Here is a 20,808-nt window from a genome sequence, read left to right on the forward strand (position 1 = left end):
GTTACTCGGAATTGCTTTTGATCACGGAGAACCTCACCTACCCGTGATCTCCCACGCCTAATCCACCTGCCCGGATGCTACACTCCCAACCCCATGCCGCCTCTCTCGCGCCGCACCTGGAGCTGGACCTTCGATCTGCCGCCCGCCGTGCTGTGGCCGGTGCTGGCCGACACCAACCGGTTCAACGAGGCGATGGGCCTGCCGCCCTATGCGCTGGAGGAGATGCCGCAGCCCAACGGCACGGTGCTGCGCCGCGGCCGGGGCAAGGCGGCGGGGTTCGCGCTGGAATGGGAGGAGAAGCCCTACGAGTGGGTCGCAGGCCGGCATTTCCGGGTGACGCGGGTCTTCTCCCGGGGACCGTTCCGCCGCTTCGGGCCGGTGTTCGATTTGGCGCCCGACGGCAAGGGCGGCTCGGTGGTGAGCTACGCGCTCGAATGGGAGCCGCTGACCCTGACCGGCCGGCTGTTCGGCAAGCGGTTGGCCGAGCAGGCGGGCACCGCCATCGGCAAGCGCATCCTGGAGGCCGTGTCCTTCCTCAAGGGCGAGCGCGAGACGCCGTTCGAGCTGCCGGCGCCGGCGCTGCCGCCGGGCGCGTTCGAGCGCGCCATGACCATGGCGGCGGAGATCGACCGCAGCCCCTACGGCAACGGGCTCGGCCGGGTGCTGACCGGTACGGTGCTGGGCGGCATGGCGAGCGACCTTCTGCACCTCAAGCCCAAGAAGCTGGCGCGCCAGATCGGTGTGGCGCCGCGCGCCGCCATCGAAGCCTGCCTCGCCTCGGTGCGGGCGGGGCTTTTAACCATGAAGTGGGACCTGCTCTGCACCAACTGCCGTGGGCCCAAGCTCAGCGCCTCGGCGCTCTCCGAGCTGCCGCGCGGCGCGCACTGTCCCTCCTGCAACATCGACTACGACCGCGACTTCGAGAAGAACGTCGAACTCTCCTTTGCGCCCGCGCCGGCGGTGCGGCCGCTGATGGAGGGCGGGTTCTGCCTCTCTGGCCCGATGGCGACGCCGCATGTCGTGGTCCAGCTCCTTCTGGCGCCGGGCGAGCGGCGGAGCGTGGCGGTCGACCTGCCGCCGGGCCGCTACCGGCTGCGCACGCTCCATCCCGGCGCGACGGTCGATGTCGAGCATGAAGGCGGGCCGTTCCCCGGCCTGCGCATCACGGCGAGCGGTGTCGAGGCGCTGCCTGCTTCCGGCGAGGCGGGAACCATCGAGTTCGTGAACGAGGCGGTCTTCGAGCTGGCGGCGCTGATCGAGGACCGGACCTGGACGCGCGAGGCGCTGACCGTGCCGGAGGTGATCTCGCTCCAGGCCTTCCGCGATCTGTTCGCCGCCGCGACCCTGCGGCCGGGCGACGAGGCGGGGGTGAGCCAGGTGGCGCTGCTCTTCTCCGACCTGCGCGGCTCGACCGCGCTCTACGAACGGATGGGCGATGGTGCCGCCTACAATGTCGTGCGCGAGCATTTCGCGCTGCTGGCCGCGATCGTGCGCGACCATGACGGCGCGGTGGTGAAGACCATCGGCGACGCGGTGATGGCCTCGTTCGGCGACCCCGCCGACGCGGTGCGGGCGGCGCTTTCCATGCAGGCGCGGATTGCCGACCAGGAGCTGACGCTCAAGCTCGGCGTGCACATGGGGCCGAGCGTGGTGGTGACCTTGAACGACCGGCTCGATTACTTCGGCTCGACCGTGAACATGGCCGCGCGCCTGCAGGGGCAGAGCGCGGGCGGCGACATCGTGCTCAGTCGCGCCGTGGCCGACGATCCCGCGGTGCAGGGCGTCATCGCCGAGGTCTCGAAGCGCGAGGAAGAGGTCGTGCTGAAAGGCTTCGACCGGCCGGTCGGGTTCGTTCGGCTCCTTAACTAACCGCCGTCGTCCCGAGCGAAGCGCAGCGAAGTCGAGGGACCTCTTTTCCGGCGCACAGTGTGTCGAAACGAAAAGAGGTCCCTCGACTGCGCGCCTGCGGCTCGCCGCTCGGGACGACGGGGTGTTTGTTGTGACGACGGGAGTTAAGTCCCGAAGAACGCCCCCATCACCGCCGCGGCCTCATCGTTCGCCTTCAGCCCCTGCTTCAAAAACCGCGTCAGCGAGAAGAAGCCGTGGATGGTGCCGGGGTAGTTGACGTAGGTCGTCTTCACGCCGGCATCGATCAGGCGGTCGGCATAGGCGCGGCCCTCGTCGCGCAGCGGGTCGAAGCCGGCGGTGAGGACGAAGGCCGGAGGCAGCCCGGCGAAGTCCTTCGCGAGCAGCGGCGACAGGCGCAGGTCGGCGAGGTCGGTGCCGGCCGGCACATAGGCCTTCCAGAACCAGTCCATCAGGCTCTTGCTCAGGAAATATCCCTCGGCGAAGGATTTGCGCGAGCCGCTCTCCTTACTGGAATCCGTCGCGGGATAGATCAGCATCTGGAAGGCGGGGCCCGCTTCCCTGGCGTCGCGCATCGCCTGGCACACGACGGCGGCCACCGCGCCACCCGCCGAATCGCCGCCGACCGCGAGGCGTGCCGGATCGGCGCCCATCGTGGCGGCATTGTCGCGCACGTGCCGGAACGCGGCGATGCCGTCGTCGATCGGCGCGGGGAAGGGATGCTCGGGCGACAGGCGGTAGTCGATCGAGATCACCTGGCAGCGGCTTTTGTTCGCAAGCCGCCGGCAGGTCGAATCGTGTGTCTCGATGTTGCCGATCACGAAGCCGCCACCGTGATAGTAGACCAGCGTCGGCAGGGTGCCGGCGGTCAGTCCTGTAGGCAGATAGCGCCGGTAGCGGATCTCTCCGCCCGGTCCGGCGAACGCACCGTCGATCGTCTCCGCGACCTCGGGCGGATCGGCCTCGCTGTCCTCCGACATCTTGTCGACCGCCTTGCGGCCGACCGCGTGCGGCAGGGACTCGAGCTTGGGGCGGCCGGCCTTGTTGGCCTCCTCCATCAGGTCGAGCAGCATGCGGGCTTCGGCGTCGAGCATCTTTTTGGTCTCCGGAGATCAATCGAACAGGTGACGATAGGCGAACAGAGCGGGCGCACCGCCGGTATGGACGAAGACGACGTCCTCGTCCCTGGTCCAGCGCCCGGCGGCGATCAAGGCTAAAAGCCCGGCCAGTCCCTTGCCGGAATAGACCGGGTCGAGCACCAGGGCTTCCAGTCGCGCAGCCAGTTTGATGGCATCGACCGTCGCTTCGTGCGGCACGCCATAGGCGGGACCGGCATGGCCGGCGACCACCTCGACATCGTCGGGCACGAAGGGCTGCTCCAGCAGGTCAGCCGCGCCTTCGGTGCAGGCCAGCACGTCGCGGCGCACCCGCTCAGGCTCGGCGTCGATGTCGATGCCGACGATCTTCGTCTCGGGCAGGCAGGCGCGCGCGCCGACGACCAGCCCGGCCTGCGTGGCGCCGCTGCCGGTGCAATGGACGATCGAGTGTGGCGCGAATCCCAGCGCCTGCGATTGCGCGGCGATCTCCGCCACCGTCGAGGCATAGGCCACGGCGCCCAGCCCGTTGGAGACGCCGTAGGGCACGAGGTAGGGCTTGCGGCCGTCGGCGCGCAGCCGCTCGGCAAGGTCGCGGATCGCGCCGTTGCGGTCGCCGTTCCACGGCACGTCGTGCAGGGTCGCGCCAAACAGGCGGTTGAGCAGCGCGTTGCCTGTCTTCCCGTAGTCGGGCGAGGGCGGCGCGAGGCGACCGTGATAGACCGCGAGATGGCAGTCGAGCCCGAGCTTTGCCGCGGCGGCCGCGACCTGGCGCTGGCTGTTGGATTGCACCACGCCGCCCGAAACCAGCGTGTCGGCGCCGGCGGCCAGAGCTTCGCTTAAAACATAGTCGAGCTTGCGCAGCTTGTTGCCGCCGAAGCCGACACCCGTGCAATCCTCGCGCTTCACCCAGAGTCTCGGTCCGCCGAGGTGCTCCGTCAGCCGCTTCATCGGCTCCAGCGGTGTCGGCAGGTGCGCGAGGCCGAGGCGCGGGAAACGCGCCAGCTTCGCGGTGAAGCGATCAAGAGAGGAAAGCATGCGCCCTTCCGGCAACGTCGGTCGCGCGTTCCCATGTCATGCAGAAGCGGCCGTTCGCAATGGTCTCGATCCTGGCGTGCGGGCAGCGCGCCTGCAGCAGCGCGCGGTGACGGCCATAGATGAAGTGCTCGCCGTAGAGCATCAGGGTCGGGCAGGCGAGGGCTTGCATGCCGGCGAGCGTATCGAACTTGGCCAGCGCCTGCATGGCCTGCCAGCGATCGCGGCCGATCTCGAACTGCGCGACGTTGATGCGGTCCATCCAGCCTTGCGTCGGCTGCATCGGCGCATGCTCGGGGTCGTTCGTTAACAGGAAGTCGATGCTGCGCGGCGTGGGAAAGCCCGTGGCATCCTGCGGCCGGACCTTGGCGATGTCGGCAATGTCCTTGGTCGCGGTGGCGTCGTCGGTGAAGTACGGCGTGTTCACCAGCACGACCTTGTCGATGCGGTCACGCCAGCCGCTGCCGAGCGCAATGGACACTGCCGCGCCCACCGCTTCACCAAGCGCAAAGGCACGCTCAATCTTCAGCGCATCCATCGTCTCGATCACGGCGCGCGCGTAATCCTCGATGCGCGGCTGCCAGTCGATGTGGTCGGAGTGGCCGTGGCTCGGATAGTCGATGGCGACCGCACGGAAATGTTGGCCCAGCGCCTGCAGCAGTTCGACCATCAGCGCCGAGCTTTGCTGGTTGATGTGGCTCACCATCACGACGGGACCTTGCCCGCACGCCCTGTAGTGGATGTGCCCGGCAAAGGTCTTCGCCAGGCCGCGCTCGATCGGAAGAGGCATCGCTACTCGAGCTTCACGTTGGCGGCCTTGATGACCTCGGCCCATTTGTGCACTTCGGCGCGCATGTAGGCCGCCAGCTCGGCGGAGGAATCGCCGACCGCGACGCCGCCGACGGCGGCATAGGCATCGCTCACTTCCTTCGAGCGGATGGTCGCGACCGCCGCGTCGTGGATCTTCTGTCGTGCCGCGAGCGGCGCCTCGCCCGGCGCAACGAGTGCGTACCAGTTGTCGGAATTCACCTTGGGCAGGCCGAGTTCGGCCATGGTCGGCACCTCAGGCAACAGCTTGGCGCGCGTGTCCGAGGAGACCGCCAGCGCCTTCACCGCGCCCGACCTGATGTGCGGCAGCAGCACAGGCACGTCGAGCAGTGCACAGTTCACCGTGCCGGCGATCAGGTCGTTGGTCGCGGGCGCCGCCCCTCGATAGGGCACGTGCAGAAGGTCGATGCCGGCCTCGCGCTTCAGAAGCTCGGTGGCGAGATGGGTGATGCCGCCGGTGCCGGCGGAGCCGTAGGTCAGTTTGCCGGGATTGGCCTTGGCATAAGCGATGAAGCCCTTGAAGTCGTCGATGCCGAGCTTGGTGCTGACCACCAGCACCTCCTGCACGCGCACGACCAGGGTGATCGGCGCGATATCCCTCGCGGGATCGTAGGGCATCTTGGGCATCAGGCTCTGCATGATGGCGCCCGCGCTGGCGCTCAGGAGGCCGAGGATATGCGGGTCGGTCGCGGCCTTGGCCACGAAGTCGATGCCGGTGACCCCGGCCGCACCGCTCTTGTTGTCGACCACCACCGCCTGGCCCAGCCGCTCGCTCATGCCCTTGGCGAGAGGCCGCCCGAACGTGTCGGCCGGTCCGCCGGCCGGGAAGGGGATGATCATCGTGAGCGGCTTCGAGGGGAACGTCTGCTGGGCGCTGGCGCCGAAGGCCGGCAGGGCCGCGAGGCCTGCGACCGCGCTGCGGCGGGTGATGTTCATTGTTTCCTCCGATCGTTGCCGGAAGTCTGCGCGGCGGCAGGGGAAGCGACAAGGGGCGACCCCGCGGCAGAAGATGTGCGAAGAGGGGCTTCAAGAAGTGCGTGATCCGGCGACCTCACGGCGTTCGTAGAACGGCCATGTCGCCCACCTTTCCGCCACATCGTTTCTCACCGCTCGGTCTCCTGGCACTGCTGGGCGCCTGCGCCTCGCCGCCGGAAGCGCCCATCGCCATCTCGGCGCCGCCGCTGGTGCTGGAGCAGTTCTTCCCCGGCCGTACCGTCGGGCAGGGCGTCTTCACCAACAGCTGGACCGGCTCGCAGCGCCGCTTCGATGTCGTCATCGAAGGCGCGTGGGACGGCAAGACGCTGACCCTGGTCGAGGACTTCGCCTATGCCGACGGCGAGAAGGATCGCAAGACCTGGCGGCTGGAGCGTACCGCGCCCGGCACCTATGTCGGCACGCGCGAGGACGTGGTCGGCCAGGCGCGTGCCTGGACCGAAGGCAAGGCGGTGCGACTGGAATATGCCGTGAGCCTGGGCGGCTGGACCGTCGACTTCTCCGACGTCCTCGCCCTCAACACCGACGGTTCGCTGATCAACAAGGCGACCGTCGGCAAATGGGGCATCCGGATCGGCCGCGTCGAACTGGAGTTACGGCGCGCGGCGGGGAGCTAGAACTCGCGACTAGAACTCGACGTCCAGTTCCTCGACTTCCTCCGGCTCCGCCTTAGCGGCCGCCGTCCATTCCATCATGGCGGGGAAACGCAGCATCAGGTCGCGATAGGCGGCCGAGGCGGGATCGAGCTTCACGTTATAGGTGGCGAAGCGGGTGCAGACCGGGGCGTACATGGCGTCGGCCATGGTTGGCGTCGCGCCGAACAGGTAGGGCCCGCCATATTTCTGCAGGCACTCGCGCCAGATCGTGACGACCCGCTCGATGTCGGCCTGCGCGCCGCCCCAGACCTTGAAGCTGTCGTGGCGCACCTTGAGGTTCATCGGCAGCGCCGAGCGCAGGTTGGCGAAGCCCGAATGCATCTCGCCGCACACCGCCCGGCAATGGGCGCGCGCCACCGGATCGGTCGGCAGCAGGCCGGCGGCCGGCTTGGTTTCGTGCAGATACTCGGCGATGGCCAGCGTGTCCCAGACCTTGACCTGCCCATGTTCCAGGCAGGGCACCAGGAAGGACGGCGAAAGCAGCAGCAGCTCCGCGCGTGTGGCCGGATCGTCCCAGGGCGCGACCCGCTCCTCGAAATCGAGACCGGCAATCCGGCAGAGAAGGAAGCCGCGGAGCGACCAAGAGGAATAGTTCTTGCTACTGACGGTGAGCGAGGCCTCGGCCATGGACTCCACCCCTCCCGATTGGTGGGACTGTCTGTGTCTTAGGTGCCCGCAAAGATGCAAATTCCGGACCGGTCGCCCCCTTATGCTTTACGCGATGTACCAGACCGCCGCCGATATGATGCTTCCGGTCCGTTTATGGGCGACGGCGGCGGGTCAGACCCTCAATGGCGGCGGGAGTGCGAACCTCGACAGTTGGCGGGCAGCCAGTGCCCTGTGCGAGATGACGACCCGGGCGACCCTGACCCATCGCCGCCCGTCCTTCGGCATTTCCGAGGTGAAGTACGGCAACCAGATGGTCCAGGTGCGCGAGGAGGAGGTCTTTGCGTCGCCTTTCGGCACCCTGTTGCGCTTTGCCAAGGTCGGCGTGCCGCCGCAGCCCAAGGTCCTGCTGGTCGCGCCTCTTTCGGGGCACTTCGCGACCCTTCTGCGCGATACCGTGCGCGTGCTGCTGCCCGACCATGACGTGCACATCACCGACTGGGCCAATGCCCGCGACGTCGGCGTCTGGAACGGCCGCTTCGGCTTCGACGAATATGTCGAGCACCTGATCGAGTTCCTCGAAGTGATGGGCCCCGGCGTCCACGTCGTCGCCGTCTGCCAGCCCTGCGTGCAGACGCTGGCGGCAGTGGCGATCATGGCCGAGGACGACAACCCCGCCCAGCCGCGCAGCATGACGCTGATGGCCGGACCGATCGACACCCGCATCAGCCCGACCAAGGTCAACGAGCTGGCGATGGGCAAGCCGATCAGCTGGTTCGAGCAGAACCTGATCCACCGCGTGCCGATGCGCTATCCCGGCGCCACGCGGCGCGTCTATCCCGGCTTCATCCAGCTCACCGCCTTCATGAGCATGAATGCCGAGCGCCACATCAAGGCGCAGGTCGAACTCTACAATCACCTGTCCAAGGGCGAGACCGAGCAGGCCGCGACCATTAAGGCCTTCTACGACGAATACTTCGCCGTCCTCGACATGGCCGCCGAGTTCTATCTCGAGACCGTGCAGTGGGTGTTCCAGGAGCACCGCCTGCCCAAGGGCGAACTCGAGTACAAGGGCAGGAAGGTCAATCCCAAGGCCATCCGCCGGACCGCGCTATTCACCATCGAGGGCGAGCGCGACGATATCTGCGCGCTGGGCCAGACCGTGGCGGCGCACGATCTCTGTTCCAGCCTCCGACCCTATCGCAAGAAGCATTACATGCAGGCGGGCGTCGGCCATTACGGCGTGTTCAGCGGCCGCCGTTGGGCCACCCAGATCTATCCGCTGGTGCGCAACACGATTCTCGCGAACGAATAGCGGGCTTTTCCGGCCGGAAATCCGCGCTACCCTCGGGGCATGGCCGATCTTCCGAAGAAGACGTTCGCCGGGAGCACCTCATGCTACGCTGGCTGAAAGTTCTGCTCGGCATCGTCGTGGCGATGGCGGTCGGGTTCTTTGGTTTCGTCTGGTATCTCGAGAACGTCTTCCAAAGCGGTGGCTGCAAGAGCGCGGCGGTCGCGCAAGGTGTCGTCTCGGGCGATGTGAGCTATCAGGTCCTGAGGCTGCGCTGCAGCCGGGTGGACGACGAGTTCACCGTCGCCATCGGGCCTCCGGACGCGCGGATGGCCGCCATCCAGACGATGAAGCTGGTGCCGCGTTTCGTGCGAACCGATAACGCCCGACGCGTGATCTTCTCGGTCGATGGAAAAGAACTCGCCGTCACGCTGGACGGTCTTGGCCAGCCGGTCGAACGCATCGACGTCGAGAGCGACGGGCGCCGGTCTACGACGCCGCATCCTCGGTAGCTACTTCCGCATCGCCTGGCTTTCTTCCGGCGTCAGCGGACGCTCCTGGAAGGAGAGGATGCGGCCACGGATGGTGCCGAAGCCGGTCTGCGCTTCGAGCTTGGCGGGATAGCGCATCTGGCTCTGGTCTAGGCGCGCGAGCCAGATGCGCATCGGCCGCTCGCGCTCGGTCTCGGCTTCCTTGGGCGCCTCGTCGAACTCGCCGGCCACACGCTTCGTGAAGATCTCGCAGACCAGCACGTCGCCCTGTGCGCCCGGAATGCCCGATGCCGCCGCCGACTCAGTGCCGACCTTCCTGACGATGATGTCGATGCGCCGCTTGCCGTCGTTGCTTTGCACCGTGCGGTCGCAGGCGGCATTGCCCGCGAAGCCGACGCTGAGCGCCGCCGACATGGGATCGAGCGAGCCGCGCCGCTGCTCGTCGGTGATCGTGTTCTGCGGTGAGGGCTTGTAGGCCGGGTTGTGCTGCTCCTGCATCGTGCCGCCGCCATACTGCGCAATCCACGTGCGCGGCTTGTCGCCCACGATGATGGACAGTGAGCCCGCCGACGGCTGGGCGCCCTGCGTGGAGAAGCCGCCCCAGGCGCGATTGCGGCCTTCGTAATTCATGGTGACGGCCTTCAGGATGCCTTCCTTGAAGGTCCGGCTTTGGACGTCGTAGCTCGAGCCGTTGAAGCGGGCGGTGACGTCGATGCGGAAGCCGGAAAGTCCCGCAAAGGTGATTTCGTAGGCGATGTTGACCTGACGCGGCGGTTCGCCGGATCCCTGGGCTCCGGATCCCTGGGCCAACGCCACCGCAGGCGCGGCCACGCTCAAGGCAATCGCTGCCAAGGCCCTACGAAATCTCATGAGACTCCCTTTCCCAGAGGGGCTTACTTCGGCCTGCTGGGCACGATAGAAGGCCGACGCTCCCTTCGCCACCCAACATGGTGGCCCAATAAGGCATTTTTCGTTCATGTCGACGACCGGCAATGACGGCGCTCCCAAGTCGGACGCCCCGCGCACTTGGGACGTCATCGGGATTCTCGGACAGCATTTATGGCCAAAAGGTGAAACCAACCTGCGTGTGCGGGTCGTGGTGGCCCTGGTCCTCCTGGTGGTGGCCAAGCTCGTAAACGTCTACGTCCCGATCCTCTACAAACAGTCCATCGACGCGCTGGGTTCCGCGGCCGCTCAGGCGGTCGCCGTGCCGATTGCCCTGATCCTGGCCTATGGCGTGGCCCGGGTGCTGGCGCAGGCCTTCGGCGAAATCCGCGACGCCGTCTTTGCCCCCGTCGCGCAGCGGGCGATCCGCAATCTTGCACTCGAAGTGTTCGGTCACCTGCATGCACTGTCTCTGCGGTTCCACCTGGAGCGCCAGACCGGCGGCCTGAGCCGGGTCATCGAGCGCGGCACGCAGGGCATGGAATTCCTGATCCGCTTCACGACCTTCAACATCCTGCCGACCCTGTTCGAGATCGTCCTGGTCGGCGGCATCCTGTGGAGCCTCTACGACTGGCGTTTCTCGGTCGTGACCCTGGTCGTCATTGCCGCCTACATCGCCTTCTCGATCATCCTCTCGGAATGGCGCATCAAGTTCGTGCGGTACATGAACGATGCCGACACCGACGCGAACGCCAAGGCGATCGACAGCCTGCTGAACTTCGAGACCGTGAAGTATTTCGGTAACGAGCCGCACGAGGCGCGACGCTACGATGTCGGCCGCCGGCGCTACGAGACGGCAGCCATTCGCTCCAGCCGCACGCTCTCGCTGCTCAACATCGGCCAGGGCACCATCATCTCGGTGGGCCTCGTCAGCGTCATGGCGATGGCGGGACAGGGCGTGGTCGCCGGCACGATGACGATCGGCGACTTCGTCGCGGTCAATGCCTTCCTGATCCAGCTCTACATGCCGCTCAACCTGCTGGGCTTCGCCTATCGCGAAATCCGCAGCGCGCTGGTGAACATGGAGAAGATGTTCGGCCTGCTCGACGTGCAGGCGGAGATCGCCGACAAGCCGGGCGCACCGGCGCTCGCCGTCACCGGCGGCGAGATCGTCTTCGACCATGTCGACTTCTGCTACGAGAAGACGCGGCCGATCCTGCACGATGTCAGTTTTCGCGTGGCGCCGGGCGAAACCGTGGCCATCGTCGGCTCCAGCGGCGCCGGCAAGTCGACGATCTCGCGCATCCTGTTCCGCTTTTACGACGTGGCCGCGGGCCATGTCCGTATCGACGGCCAGGACATCCGCGACGTCCAGCAGGCGAGCCTGCGCGCCGCCATCGGCGTGGTGCCGCAGGACACGGTGCTGTTCAACGATACGATCTATTACAACATCGCCTATGGCCGGCCCGGCGCCACCCGTGAAGAGGTCGAGGAGGCCGCACGCCTGGCCCGCATCCACGATTTCATCAAGGCTTTGCCGCTGGGCTACGACACCACGGTCGGCGAGCGTGGGCTGAAGCTGTCGGGCGGCGAGAAGCAGCGCGTGGCGATCGCGCGCACCATCCTCAAGAACCCGCGCATCCTGCTGTTCGACGAGGCGACGAGCGCCCTCGACACCCGCACCGAACAGGAGATCCAGCGGTCGCTGGAAGAGGTGAGCCGTGGCCGCACCACGGTGATGATCGCGCACCGCCTCTCGACCATCGTCAGTGCCGACGAGATCGTCGTCCTCGACCGTGGCCGGGTCGCCGAGCGCGGCCGCCACGGCGAACTGCTGGCCCGCAACGGTCTCTACGCCGACATGTGGCGGCGTCAGCAGGAAGCCGCCGCCGAGGCCGAGCGCCATGTCGAGGAGCCGCCGTCGTTCCGCGGCGAGGGGCATCTGCGTGTCGGCGACTGACACGGCCGCGACCGGCCCCTGGCGTTCGCTCGTTCCGGTCTTCGCCGCCTGCGCCGCCATCGGCCTGCAGTCCGGCGTCGCGCTGCCGCTGGTGCCGCTCGCGCTGGAACGGCAGGGCGCGGACAAGTTCACCATCGGCGTCGTGGCGGCAGCCTGGGCGATCGGCATGCTGGTCACCGGGCCGTACATCCCGCGACTGGCGGCGAAGTTCGGCGCGGTGCCGTTCATCCTGGCCTCGGTGCTCACCGGCTGCGTGCTGACGGTCGCCTATACGGTGACCTCGGGGCCCATCGTCTGGTTCGCGCTCACCTTCCTGCACGGTGCGGTCGGCGGCGTGCCCTGGGTGGTGAGCGAGATCTGGATGAACGTTGTCGTCGAGGAGAAGCGGCGCGGGCGCGTGATGGGCATCTACGCCACCATGATGGCGCTGGGCCTCGCGCTGGGCCCGTTCGTGCTGCAGATCGTCGGCGTCTACGGACCGGCGCCGTTCCTCACCTGTGCGGGCCTCGCCCTGCTGGTTGCCCTGCCGCTGCTGCCCTACTGGAACAAGGCGCCGGCGATCGAACATCACGAGGATAGCGGCTATGCCGCGATCGTCGTGGCGGCGCCGCTTGCCATGCTGGCGGCCTTCGCCGGCGGCCTCGGCGAGCAGGTCGCCTTCAGTTTCCTGCCGGTCTACGCGGTCAGCGCCGGTGTGGCATCGGAGACAGGCGCGTTGTGGCTCTCGGCCTTCGTGGTCGGCAACGTCGTGCTGCAATGGCCGATCGGCTGGCTGGCCGACCATCTCGACCGGCGCGGCGTGCTGGCGGGCTGTGCCCTGGTCAGCGGGGCGCTGGTGATCGGCCTCACCTTCGTGCCGGCCCAGTCGCTCGCCATCGTCGGCGTGATCATGCTGTGGGGCGGCATCTCCTTCGCGATCTACCCCGTGGGGCTGGCGCTGCTCGGCCAGCGCTTCAACGGCGGCGACATCGCCCGCGCCAACACCGCCTTCAGCCTGATCTACATCGTGGGCGGGCTGGTCGGCCGGCCGCTCACCGGGGCCGCCATGGACGTGGTGGGCGATCCGGGCCTCGGCTGGACCCTGGGTTTCTTCTATTTCGTCGCCACGATCGGCGCCCTGCTGGCAATGCGTGGCCGTAGCCGGGCATCGTGCTAAAAGCCCTCCATGGCCGCCAAGTCGTTCCTGAGGCGCGCGCGTCTCGCCGCCGACGCCCAGAAGGAGCCCTTCTGGAAGCGTAAGACCCTCTCCCAGATGACCAAGCAGGAGTGGGAATCGCTCTGCGACGGCTGCGGCATGTGCTGTGTCAACAAGTTGGAGTACGAGGGCACGGGCGAGCTCGTACAGACCGACACCTGCTGCAAGCTGCTGGACCCCAAGACCGCGCTCTGCCGGGACTACAAGAACCGCAAGAAGATCGTGCCGGACTGCATCCAGCTCACCCCACAGGTGGTGGCCAAGATGGACTGGCTCCCCAAGACCTGTGGGTACCGGCTGGTCCACTTCAAGCAGGACCTCTACTGGTGGCACCCCCTGATCTCGGGTGACCCAAACACTGTGCACGAGGCGGGAATCTCGGCCCGGGGGCGGGTAATCCCCGAGGACCAGGTCGAGGATATCAGTGAAAGAGTCGTGGACTGGTTCGCTTGACGGGCACCCGTTCGGCCCGTAAAAAGCCGGCCTTCCCGCCCTCCGGCGGGATCGTTTTTTTAGCGGATATTGTCATGCCCCGTCGTTGCGCCCTCTCGGGCAAGTCCGTCCAGTACGGCAACAATGTGAGCCACGCTAACAACAAGTCGAAGCGCCGGTTCATGTCGAACCTGCAGGTCGCTTCGGTCCTGTCGGATGCGCTGGGCCACGCGGTCCGCCTGCGCCTGACGCCGCGCGGCATCAAGACCATCGAGCACAATGGCGGCATCGACGCCTACCTGATCGACACGAACGACAGCAAGCTGTCGCCCGAGATGAAGGTGCTGAAGCGCCGCGTCGTGTCGGCCAAGGGCAAGAAGGACGCTAAGGCAGCCGCCTAAGCCTTTCCCTCCCCATTCTGATGGGGAGGTATCGTCTACCTCCGGCGCTCTCTGACATTGCAAAGCAATGTCCTGCCGCTCAACGGGCTGAGCTTCGCTCAGCCTGGAGCGAGTTCGAACAGCATCAGAATATTGCGCTGAAGCGGATTGAAGTTGTCATCCGACATCAGCCACAGCAGCGTCTCACCTTTGGCGCCGCGCGTTGCCGCCAGCCCCTCGAGATTGTCGACCGCATAGGGTGACGAGAGGAACGCCAGTTCCTCCGCCTTCACCGTCGCGCCGGGCGCGAGCTGGGCGGCCCCGAACTTCATCACCCGGATGCGCACGCCGCGCACCATGTCGAAGGCCCGCTCCAGGGTGGCGTAGGAGCCGTCCGGCAGCACTGTCAGCGCCGTCGGCTTGAAGTCGGGGACCGTGGCGTAGCTGAAGGAACTCCACGTATAGCGGCCGCCCTCGGCGCCGGGCTTGCCGATCCATCCCACCACCGACCCCGCCTTGAGGCTGTATTCCTCGCTGATGGCGATCACGGTGCCGTCGGGCAGGGCGGTCAGCGCCTCGATGCCGCCGTTGCCGGGCTGGCGGCCGATATCGGCCGGTCCCTCGACGGGCGTCGGCGTCGCGGTGAGCGACGAATAGCGCCAGATCCGGTGCCGGCGCTCGAACGCCACCAGCCACGAACCGTCGGGCAGGCGGGCCATCGCCTCGGCGTCGGCCTCCGGCTTGCTCTCGATCAGCTTGCCGTCGAGGCCGTGCAACTGGCCCATGCGGGCGTCGGTCAGGCCCACCAGCATGCCCTTGTCGTCGAAGCGGGGCGTGGCGACCAGCCAGGCGCCCTCGTCGGAGATCGAGGTCAGCGTGCGGTTGTCGGGCGTGACGTGGAGGTCGGACAGGCCACCGAAATTGCGCGAGTTCGCGCGCATCTCGATGCCACCGCGCCAGATCAGCTTGCCGACGCGCGTGGCCTTCGGCTCGTCGATCTTGAGCGTGAGCGCCGAGCTTTCGATGGTGACGGGTTGTTCCTGCGCCACGGCCGGCGGCGGCGAAGCGCCGGCGCAGGCCGCGACGAGCAGGCAGAGCGAGAGAAGGAAGCGGTTGGCCACCGGAGGCAGGCGGGCGACTAGGCGGCGCGCTTGCCGGACTTGCCCTTGCCGGGCTGCTTGCCCGAGCCACGGGCGGCGCGGGTTTCCTTCTTGTCGTCGTCGTCGAACAGCGAGGCGAGCTGTTCCATCATCGTGCCGCCCAGCTGGTCGGCGTCGACGATGGTGACGGCGCGGCGATAGTAACGCGTGACATCGTGGCCGATGCCGATGGCGACCAGCTCGACCGGCGAGCGCGTCTCGATCCAGTCGATCACGTCGCGCAGGTGCCGCTCGAGATAGTTGCCGGGATTGACCGACAGCGTGCTGTCGTCGACCGGCGCACCGTCCGAGATGACCATGAGGATCTTGCGCTCCTCGGGCCGCGGCAGCAGGCGGTTGTGCGCCCACAGCAGCGCTTCGCCGTCGATGTTCTCCTTGAGGATGCCCTCGCGCAGCATCAGGCCCAGGTTCTTGCGGGCGCGACGCCACGGCGCATCGGCCGGCTTGTAGATGATGTGACGCAGGTCGTTGAGGCGGCCCGGGTTGGCCGGCTTGCCGGCGGCGAGCCACTGCTCGCGGCTCTGGCCACCCTTCCAGGCGCGCGTGGTGAAGCCCAGGATCTCGACCTTCACGCCGCAGCGCTCGAGCGTGCGGGCGAGGATGTCGGCGCTCATCGCCGCCACCGTGATCGGCCGGCCGCGCATCGAGCCGGAATTGTCGATCAGCAGCGAGACGACGGTGTCGCGGAAGTTGGTGTCGCGCTCGGTCTTGAACGACAGAGCGTGCATCGGGTTGGTGACGACGCGGGTGAGGCGCGCGGCGTCGAGGATGCCCTCGTCGAGATCGAACTCCCAGGCGCGGTTCTGCTGCGCCATCAGACGGCGCTGCAGGCGGTTGGCGAGCTTGCCGATGACGCCCTGCAGGTGCGCCAGCTGCTGGTCGAGATGGTTGCGCAGGCGGCCGAGTTCCTCGGCGTCGCACAGCGCGTCGGCCTCGACGATCTCGTCGAACTTGTTGGAATAGGCGTGATACTGCTGGCCGGCGGGCTCGTTGCTGAGCGCGCCCGGCGGCAGCCACGGACGCTCGGCGCGGCCCGGCTCCTCCTCGTCGCCCGAGCCCATCTGCATCTCGGTCTGGGCCTGGTCGGCAACGGTCTCGGAAGCATCTTCCTGCTCGGAAGCGTCCTCGGTTTCCTCGCCTTGGGCGCCGTAGCCCTGGGTCTCGCTCGAATCGCTCTGGTCGTCGCCGGTCTCGTTCGACTGACCGTCGGCGTTCTCCTGATCCTGCGAATCCTCGTTGTCGTCGTCCTGCAGGTCGGCCGTCTCGTCGCCCAGCTTCAGGTCGCGGATGAGCTGTCGGGCGGCGCGGGCGAAGGCTTCCTGGTTGGTCAGCGAATCGCGCAGCTTCTGGAAGTCGCGGCCGGCGGCGCTCTCGATGTCGGCGCGCCACATGTCGACCATCGCCTTGGCCGATTCCGGCGGCGCGGCGCCCAGCAGCTGCTCGCGGGCGATCAGGCCGACCACGTCGGCGATCGGCGCGTCGTCCTTGTTCTTGATGCGGGCATGGCCGCGCTGGTCGGAGCGCTGCCGCCACAAAGCGGAGAGGTTGTCGGCGACGCCGATCATCTTCTTGGCGCCCAGCGCCTCGACGCGGACCTGTTCCACCGCCTCGAAGATCGCGCGCGCCGCCTCGCCGCGCGGCACGCGGCGCAGGTGGGTCTTGCGGTCATGGTGGCGCAGCTTCAGCGCCATCGAGTCGGCCTCGCCGCGGACGCGGCTCACATCCTCGACCGGCAGATCGCGCGCCGGCACGGTGATGCGGGCTTCCTGGCCCAGCAGTGAACCGCCATCGGGGACGAAGGCGACGTTCACGTCCTTGCGCGACACCGCCCGCATTGTGGTGGCGGTGACGCGACGAAACTCCTCGAGGGGAGTGGAGTCCTTGGCCATGCGGCCCTCTTTACTAACTAGTGCAGCTTGCCGCCCTTGCCGCTGGTCGCCGGCAGATCCTTGCCGAAGCAGCGCTGATAGTACTCGGCGAGCGTGCTGCGCTCGACCTCGTCGCACTTGTTCAGGAAGGTGAGACGGAAGGCAAAGCCCACGTCGCCCCCGAAGATGCGCGCATTCTCGGCCCAGGTGATCACCGTACGCGGCGACATCACGGTCGAGATGTCACCGGCGATGAAGCCCGCGCGGGTCAGCTCGGCCAGCGCCACCATGGCGGCGATGGTCTTGCGGCCCTCGTCGCTGTTGTAGTGCGGCGTCTTGGCGGCAACGATGTTCACTTCCTGCTCGTGCGGCAGGTAGTTCAGCGTCGTCACGATCGACCAGCGGTCCATCTGACCCTGATTGATCTGCTGCGTGCCGTGATAGAGGCCCGTCGTGTCGCCGAGGCCGACCGTGTTGGCGGTCGAGAACAGGCGGAAGGCCGGATGCGGATGGATGACCTTGTTCTGGTCGAGCAGGGTCAGCTTTCCGTCGACCTCGAGGACGCGCTGGATCACGAACATCACGTCGGCGCGGCCGGCGTCGTATTCGTCGAACACCAGGGCCGTCGGGTTCTGCAGCGCCCAGGGCAGGATGCCTTCACGGAACTCGGTGACCTGCTTGCCGTCGCGAAGAACGATGGCGTCCTTGCCGATCAGGTCGATACGCGAGATGTGGCTGTCGAGGTTGACGCGCAGGCAGGGCCAGTTGAGGCGCGACGCGACCTGCTCGATGTGGGTCGACTTGCCGGTGCCGTGATAGCCCTGGACCATCACACGTCGGTTGTGCGCGAAGCCGGCGAGGATCGCCATCGTCGTGTCGTGATCGAACAGGTAGGCGTCGTCGACCTGCGGGACATGTTCGGTCGGTGCGCTGAAAGCCGGCACCTCCATGTCGGTGTCGATGCCGAAAACCTGACGCGCAGAAACCTTGATATCCGGCATGCCCGACACATTCTGGCGGGCCGCGGTCGTCGTAGAGGCCATCACACGAATTCCTACAAAACAATGCCCGCCAATTGCGGGCAAATTGATAGTCGCAGGCAGCTTTGTGCACTGCAAGCGGCCAAATGCAGGAGCAGCCCCAAGCAGGGCTAATCATTCGGCCGGAAGGTGCTCCGAGGCCCGCAGAGTGGAATATGCGGCGTTGATTTCCTTAATCTTTTCCTCGGCTTCGCGCGCCCCGCCGTTGGCATCGGGGTGATGCAGCTTCACCAGCTCCTTGTAACGGGATTTCACGACAGCCCGGGTAAGCGGCCATGAAAGTTCAAGGACATCGAGCGCATTTCGCTCGGCCGGGGTCAGTTGCTCGCTGCCATCGTACTTGGGCGGCGGCTTTTCGCCGAGGCCGGCGTCATCGGCCAGGCCCAGCGGGTCCTTGATATGGGCGTAGGGGTTGCCATTGCGCCGGGCGCCCAGCGGCCAGACCGGCCGGCGCCAGGTCGTGTCGGCGCGGATATGGGCCTCGATCTGGTCGGAATCGAGCCCGGCGAAGTAGTCCCACTTCTTGTTGTACTCGCGGACATGCTCGAGACAGAACCAGCGATATTCGTCGAGCTTGTCGCGCGCCCGGGGCGCACGATATTCCCCCTGCAGCTTGCAGCCCGGCGCTTCGCAGACGCGCTGGTTCGGCTTCGGACCATCCGTTTCAGTCAGTGGGTTCGCTCGCCGTCGGGCCATCGGGCTAATATGTGTTTAAGGATGTGACGCGGCAAGAGAGGGTAAAATAGTCATGGGCAAGGTGGCGACGGCGATTGACAGCAAGCTCCGGGCGACGTTCGCGCCGGTGCGCCTGGCCATCGAAGATGAATCCTCGAAGCATCACGGCCATGCCGGCTGGCGCGAGGGCGGCGAGACTCATTTCCGGGTCGAAATCGTGTCGTCCGCCTTCGAGGGCAAGAATCGCGTCGCCCGCCAGCGCCTGGTCTACGCCGCGCTCAAGGCCGAACTCGACGCGGGCCTGCACGCACTGGCGATGGAGACGCTCACGCCGGCGGAAGACGGGAAGCGCTCGTAGCGCTGCGTCAGCCTTCCATCTCCACATCCTTGCCTTCGACGGCGGCGCGGACGGCTTCGGCGTCGGGGCCGGTGTAGAAGTGCGGCACCCAGCGCTTGGTGACTTCGCTGTCGGAGGCCCAGGTGTGGCAGGTGTCGAGCATGTAGGGCTTGCGGCGCGGCTTGGGCGGCGCGTTGGGGTCCTTCGCCGGCAGCGTGCCGTTCTTCTCGCGATGTGCCCGGTTCAGGTCGCGCGCTTTCTTCGACGACACGGTCTGGAACACGGTGGTCGCGAGCGGCCGCAGCAGCTCGACAATGTGCGTGCAGCCATGCACGCCGCCCAGCCGCTCGCGCACCGCGCGATGGAAGCCGCCGCCGATGCGCAGGCCCACCAGTTTCTTGAAGTCCGGCGCGATGTCGCCGCACATGCTGTACGGCGAGCTGTCGGTCACCGCCTCGGCGTCGACGATCAGCAGCGTGTGGTCGATCGTGAGGCGGATCGACATGTCGTGCACGAAGTCGCCCGGCTTCAGCGGGCCGCGCCATTCGTTGGCGTGCTCGTAGGTCTTCTCGTCGGTGATGCGGCCTTCGATGTCCCACAGCCCGTCGTCGCGGAAGAAGCCTTCGCAGACGACGCGGCGCGTATGAAGGTGCTGTCGCCCGATAGGTGGCGAAAGCGGCATGGTGGTTCCCCGTTATGTCAGGTGGAGGTCAGTTGCCCGCCTGTATGGCGGCGGGCGGCACGATCCGCAACTCGGCGATACGCGTGCCCTCGCGCTTCAGAATCTCGAATCTGAAACCGTAAAATGCATAAACCTGGCCCACTTCCGGGATGCGGCGTGCCTCGTGCAGCACCAGGCCGGCGATGGTCGTGGCGACGCTCTCGGGCAGGCCCCAGCCGAATTCGCGGTTGAGGTCGCGGATCGGCACGTCGCCCTGGCAGACCATGCTGCCATCCTCGCGCCGGACCACGCCGCGACGGATCGCGTCGTGCTCGTCCTCGATGTCGCCGACGATCTCCTCGATGATGTCCTCGAGCGTCACGATGCCGCGCAGCGCGCCGTATTCGTCGACCACGATGGCGAAATGTTCATGGCGGGCGCGGAAGGCCTCGAGCTGGTCGAACAGCACCGTCGATTCCGGAATGAACCAGGGCGCGGTCATGGTCGAATCGATCTTCACCGCCTCGGGATCGCCCGCCGCCTTCACCGCACGGAACAGATCCTTGGCGTGCACGATGCCGACCACGTTGTCGGCCTCGCCGCGATAGAGCGGGATGCGCGTATAAGGCGCCTCGAGCATCTGCGAGACGATGGCGTCGGTCGGCTGGTCGGCGTCGATCAGCACGACATTACCGCGATGGGTCATGACGTCGCCCACCGTGCGGTCGCCAAGGTCGAGCACCGAGCGCAGCATCGCCTTCTCGGCCGGCGCGCTGTCGCCGGTCTGGCCCTCGCCATGCAGTTCGATGGCGCCGCGCAGCGTGTCGCTCTGCTCCTCGGCGTCGGGCGTGCGATCAGTGCGCACGTTCAGGAGGCGCAGGAAGAAGCGCGAGATCGCTGCCACCCCGCGCGCCATCGGACCCAGGATGGTGAGCGTCACCATGATCGACGGCGCCAGCGCCAGCGCCACGCGGTCGGCGCGCAGCAGCGCCCAGGTCTTGGGCATCACTTCGGCGAAGATCACGATCATCACGCCGATGACCAGCGTGGCGTAGACGACACCCGCCGCGCCGAACAGGGCCGTCAGCACCGCCGTCGACAGCGAGGCCGAGAAGATGTTGACCACGTTGTTGCCGAGCAGCACCGCGCTCACCGTCTCGTCCTTGCGGTCGAGCAGGGCGTTCACGATCACGGCCTTGGGATTGCCCTGCTGCGCGAGGCGATGCATGCGCGGCCGCGACGCACCCGTGATCGCCGTCTCCGCCGCCGACAGGTACGCCGCCAGGAACAGGCAGACGACGACCAGCGGGACCGCGAAGGAAAGCGGGATGTCGAAATGCAGCTCGGCGTCCATG

General features: G+C 67.1%; 21 protein-coding genes. 9 read left to right on the forward strand and 12 right to left on the reverse strand.

Going from position 1 to position 20,808, the window contains the following annotated elements; genetic code table 11:
* Nucleotides 1-93 precede the first annotated feature (93 nt).
* Complete coding sequence (locus tag AC1RP5_RS07480) at nucleotides 94-1,869, forward strand: adenylate/guanylate cyclase domain-containing protein (RefSeq protein ID WP_493109996.1); 1,776 nt, start codon at nucleotides 94-96, stop codon at nucleotides 1,867-1,869.
* A 143-nt stretch (nucleotides 1,870-2,012) separates the two neighbouring features.
* Here the strand turns inward: AC1RP5_RS07480 and lipP1 are convergent, their stop codons facing one another.
* The 4 genes from lipP1 to AC1RP5_RS07500 are packed head-to-tail and all read right to left on the reverse strand — an operon-like array spanning nucleotide 2,013 to nucleotide 5,759.
* Nucleotides 2,013-2,960: a LipP1 family hormone-sensitive lipase gene (gene lipP1 / locus AC1RP5_RS07485; protein WP_493109997.1), complete on the reverse strand. Its 948-nt coding sequence runs from the start codon at nucleotides 2,958-2,960 to the stop codon at nucleotides 2,013-2,015.
* An 18-nt stretch (nucleotides 2,961-2,978) separates the two neighbouring features.
* Nucleotides 2,979-3,998 carry a D-cysteine desulfhydrase family protein gene (locus AC1RP5_RS07490; protein WP_493109998.1) on the reverse strand — a complete coding sequence of 340 codons (1,020 nt, stop codon included), beginning with the start codon at nucleotides 3,996-3,998 and terminating at the stop codon, nucleotides 2,979-2,981.
* Nucleotides 3,982-4,785, reverse strand: a complete 804-nt coding sequence (locus AC1RP5_RS07495; RefSeq protein ID WP_493109999.1) for an alpha/beta fold hydrolase — start codon at nucleotides 4,783-4,785, stop codon at nucleotides 3,982-3,984. The genes AC1RP5_RS07490 and AC1RP5_RS07495 overlap by 17 nt, the downstream gene beginning before the upstream one ends.
* A 2-nt stretch (nucleotides 4,786-4,787) precedes the next feature.
* Complete coding sequence (locus AC1RP5_RS07500) at nucleotides 4,788-5,759, reverse strand: Bug family tripartite tricarboxylate transporter substrate binding protein (RefSeq protein ID WP_493110000.1); 972 nt, start codon at nucleotides 5,757-5,759, stop codon at nucleotides 4,788-4,790.
* A 137-nt stretch (nucleotides 5,760-5,896) separates the two neighbouring features.
* On the opposite strand from AC1RP5_RS07500, the gene AC1RP5_RS07505 reads away from it, so the two are divergent.
* On the forward strand, nucleotides 5,897-6,433 hold the full coding sequence (locus AC1RP5_RS07505; RefSeq protein ID WP_493110001.1) for a DUF3833 family protein: 537 nt from the start codon (nucleotides 5,897-5,899) through the stop codon (nucleotides 6,431-6,433).
* Nucleotides 6,434-6,442: 9 nt separating this feature from the next.
* Here the strand turns inward: AC1RP5_RS07505 and AC1RP5_RS07510 are convergent, their stop codons facing one another.
* Complete coding sequence (locus tag AC1RP5_RS07510) at nucleotides 6,443-7,099, reverse strand: glutathione S-transferase family protein (RefSeq protein ID WP_493110002.1); 657 nt, start codon at nucleotides 7,097-7,099, stop codon at nucleotides 6,443-6,445.
* A gap of 82 nt (nucleotides 7,100-7,181) precedes the next feature.
* On the opposite strand from AC1RP5_RS07510, the gene AC1RP5_RS07515 reads away from it, so the two are divergent.
* Together AC1RP5_RS07515 and AC1RP5_RS07520 are read left to right on the forward strand one after the other, a co-directional pair.
* A complete protein-coding gene (locus tag AC1RP5_RS07515) occupies nucleotides 7,182-8,393 on the forward strand; it encodes a polyhydroxyalkanoate depolymerase (protein ID WP_493110003.1) in 1,212 nt (403 codons plus the stop codon).
* A gap of 80 nt (nucleotides 8,394-8,473) precedes the next feature.
* Entirely contained in the window at nucleotides 8,474-8,881 is a 408-nt protein-coding gene (locus AC1RP5_RS07520; protein ID WP_493110004.1) for a hypothetical protein, read from the forward strand.
* Here the strand turns inward: AC1RP5_RS07520 and AC1RP5_RS07525 are convergent, their stop codons facing one another.
* Nucleotides 8,882-9,730, reverse strand: coding sequence for a DUF3108 domain-containing protein (locus AC1RP5_RS07525; RefSeq protein WP_493110005.1), 849 nt, complete (start codon nucleotides 9,728-9,730; stop codon nucleotides 8,882-8,884).
* Nucleotides 9,731-9,836: 106 nt separating this feature from the next.
* On the opposite strand from AC1RP5_RS07525, the gene AC1RP5_RS07530 reads away from it, so the two are divergent.
* From AC1RP5_RS07530 to rpmB, 4 genes are all read left to right on the forward strand, one after another.
* Complete coding sequence (locus AC1RP5_RS07530; RefSeq protein WP_493110006.1) at nucleotides 9,837-11,705, forward strand: ABCB family ABC transporter ATP-binding protein/permease; 1,869 nt, start codon at nucleotides 9,837-9,839, stop codon at nucleotides 11,703-11,705.
* A complete protein-coding gene (locus AC1RP5_RS07535) occupies nucleotides 11,692-12,861 on the forward strand; it encodes an MFS transporter (protein ID WP_493110007.1) in 1,170 nt (389 codons plus the stop codon). Before AC1RP5_RS07530 ends, AC1RP5_RS07535 begins: the two co-directional genes overlap by 14 nt.
* Before the next feature lie 9 nt (nucleotides 12,862-12,870).
* Entirely contained in the window at nucleotides 12,871-13,353 is a 483-nt protein-coding gene (locus tag AC1RP5_RS07540; protein WP_493110008.1) for a YcgN family cysteine cluster protein, read from the forward strand.
* Nucleotides 13,354-13,427: 74 nt separating this feature from the next.
* The gene (gene rpmB / locus AC1RP5_RS07545; RefSeq protein WP_493110009.1) at nucleotides 13,428-13,733 is read left to right on the forward strand and encodes a 50S ribosomal protein L28; all 306 of its coding nucleotides are present in this window, start codon (nucleotides 13,428-13,430) and stop codon (nucleotides 13,731-13,733) included.
* A gap of 98 nt (nucleotides 13,734-13,831) precedes the next feature.
* Here rpmB and AC1RP5_RS07550 read toward each other — a convergent pair whose 3' ends face one another.
* The 4 genes from AC1RP5_RS07550 to AC1RP5_RS07565 all read right to left on the reverse strand — a co-directional run bounded on the left by AC1RP5_RS07550 (nucleotide 13,832) and on the right by AC1RP5_RS07565 (nucleotide 18,476).
* Entirely contained in the window at nucleotides 13,832-14,833 is a 1,002-nt protein-coding gene (locus AC1RP5_RS07550; protein ID WP_493110010.1) for an esterase-like activity of phytase family protein, read from the reverse strand.
* A gap of 17 nt (nucleotides 14,834-14,850) precedes the next feature.
* A complete protein-coding gene (cobT, locus tag AC1RP5_RS07555) occupies nucleotides 14,851-16,761 on the reverse strand; it encodes a cobaltochelatase subunit CobT (RefSeq protein ID WP_493110011.1) in 1,911 nt (636 codons plus the stop codon).
* A 17-nt stretch (nucleotides 16,762-16,778) separates the two neighbouring features.
* Nucleotides 16,779-17,783: a cobaltochelatase subunit CobS gene (gene cobS / locus AC1RP5_RS07560; protein ID WP_493110012.1), complete on the reverse strand. Its 1,005-nt coding sequence runs from the start codon at nucleotides 17,781-17,783 to the stop codon at nucleotides 16,779-16,781.
* A gap of 111 nt (nucleotides 17,784-17,894) precedes the next feature.
* Nucleotides 17,895-18,476: a J domain-containing protein gene (locus AC1RP5_RS07565; protein WP_493110013.1), complete on the reverse strand. Its 582-nt coding sequence runs from the start codon at nucleotides 18,474-18,476 to the stop codon at nucleotides 17,895-17,897.
* 52 nt (nucleotides 18,477-18,528) lie between these two features.
* On the opposite strand from AC1RP5_RS07565, the gene AC1RP5_RS07570 reads away from it, so the two are divergent.
* A complete protein-coding gene (locus AC1RP5_RS07570) occupies nucleotides 18,529-18,813 on the forward strand; it encodes a BolA family protein (RefSeq protein WP_493110014.1) in 285 nt (94 codons plus the stop codon).
* A 7-nt stretch (nucleotides 18,814-18,820) separates the two neighbouring features.
* On the opposite strand, the gene AC1RP5_RS07575 is transcribed toward AC1RP5_RS07570, so the two are convergent.
* Nucleotides 18,821-19,474, reverse strand: coding sequence for a DUF2889 domain-containing protein (locus tag AC1RP5_RS07575; protein WP_493110015.1), 654 nt, complete (start codon nucleotides 19,472-19,474; stop codon nucleotides 18,821-18,823).
* A 28-nt stretch (nucleotides 19,475-19,502) separates the two neighbouring features.
* A complete protein-coding gene (locus AC1RP5_RS07580) occupies nucleotides 19,503-20,807 on the reverse strand; it encodes an HlyC/CorC family transporter (protein WP_493110016.1) in 1,305 nt (434 codons plus the stop codon).
* Between the last annotated feature and the right edge of the window lies 1 nt (nucleotide 20,808).

It is taken from the genome of Reyranella sp. GW821-FHT12G01, assembly GCF_058806575.1.

Excerpts from the sequence above, each read along its gene's own strand:
- AC1RP5_RS07480 (WP_493109996.1), top strand. The coding sequence starts at position 94 with ATGCCGCCTCTCTCGCGCCGCACCTGGAGCTGGACCTTCGATCTGCCG.
- lipP1 (WP_493109997.1), bottom strand. The coding sequence starts at position 2,960 with ATGCTCGACGCCGAAGCCCGCATGCTGCTCGACCTGATGGAGGAGGCC.
- AC1RP5_RS07490 (WP_493109998.1), bottom strand. The coding sequence starts at position 3,998 with ATGCTTTCCTCTCTTGATCGCTTCACCGCGAAGCTGGCGCGTTTCCCG.
- AC1RP5_RS07495 (WP_493109999.1), bottom strand. The coding sequence starts at position 4,785 with ATGCCTCTTCCGATCGAGCGCGGCCTGGCGAAGACCTTTGCCGGGCAC.
- AC1RP5_RS07500 (WP_493110000.1), bottom strand. The coding sequence starts at position 5,759 with ATGAACATCACCCGCCGCAGCGCGGTCGCAGGCCTCGCGGCCCTGCCG.
- AC1RP5_RS07505 (WP_493110001.1), top strand. The coding sequence starts at position 5,897 with ATGTCGCCCACCTTTCCGCCACATCGTTTCTCACCGCTCGGTCTCCTG.
- AC1RP5_RS07510 (WP_493110002.1), bottom strand. The coding sequence starts at position 7,099 with ATGGCCGAGGCCTCGCTCACCGTCAGTAGCAAGAACTATTCCTCTTGG.
- AC1RP5_RS07515 (WP_493110003.1), top strand. The coding sequence starts at position 7,182 with ATGCTTTACGCGATGTACCAGACCGCCGCCGATATGATGCTTCCGGTC.
- AC1RP5_RS07520 (WP_493110004.1), top strand. The coding sequence starts at position 8,474 with ATGCTACGCTGGCTGAAAGTTCTGCTCGGCATCGTCGTGGCGATGGCG.
- AC1RP5_RS07525 (WP_493110005.1), bottom strand. The coding sequence starts at position 9,730 with ATGAGATTTCGTAGGGCCTTGGCAGCGATTGCCTTGAGCGTGGCCGCG.
- AC1RP5_RS07530 (WP_493110006.1), top strand. The coding sequence starts at position 9,837 with ATGTCGACGACCGGCAATGACGGCGCTCCCAAGTCGGACGCCCCGCGC.
- AC1RP5_RS07540 (WP_493110008.1), top strand. The coding sequence starts at position 12,871 with ATGGCCGCCAAGTCGTTCCTGAGGCGCGCGCGTCTCGCCGCCGACGCC.
- rpmB (WP_493110009.1), top strand. The coding sequence starts at position 13,428 with ATGCCCCGTCGTTGCGCCCTCTCGGGCAAGTCCGTCCAGTACGGCAAC.
- cobT (WP_493110011.1), bottom strand. The coding sequence starts at position 16,761 with ATGGCCAAGGACTCCACTCCCCTCGAGGAGTTTCGTCGCGTCACCGCC.
- cobS (WP_493110012.1), bottom strand. The coding sequence starts at position 17,783 with ATGGCCTCTACGACGACCGCGGCCCGCCAGAATGTGTCGGGCATGCCG.
- AC1RP5_RS07565 (WP_493110013.1), bottom strand. The coding sequence starts at position 18,476 with ATGGCCCGACGGCGAGCGAACCCACTGACTGAAACGGATGGTCCGAAG.
- AC1RP5_RS07570 (WP_493110014.1), top strand. The coding sequence starts at position 18,529 with ATGGGCAAGGTGGCGACGGCGATTGACAGCAAGCTCCGGGCGACGTTC.
- AC1RP5_RS07575 (WP_493110015.1), bottom strand. The coding sequence starts at position 19,474 with ATGCCGCTTTCGCCACCTATCGGGCGACAGCACCTTCATACGCGCCGC.
- AC1RP5_RS07580 (WP_493110016.1), bottom strand. The coding sequence starts at position 20,807 with ATGGACGCCGAGCTGCATTTCGACATCCCGCTTTCCTTCGCGGTCCCG.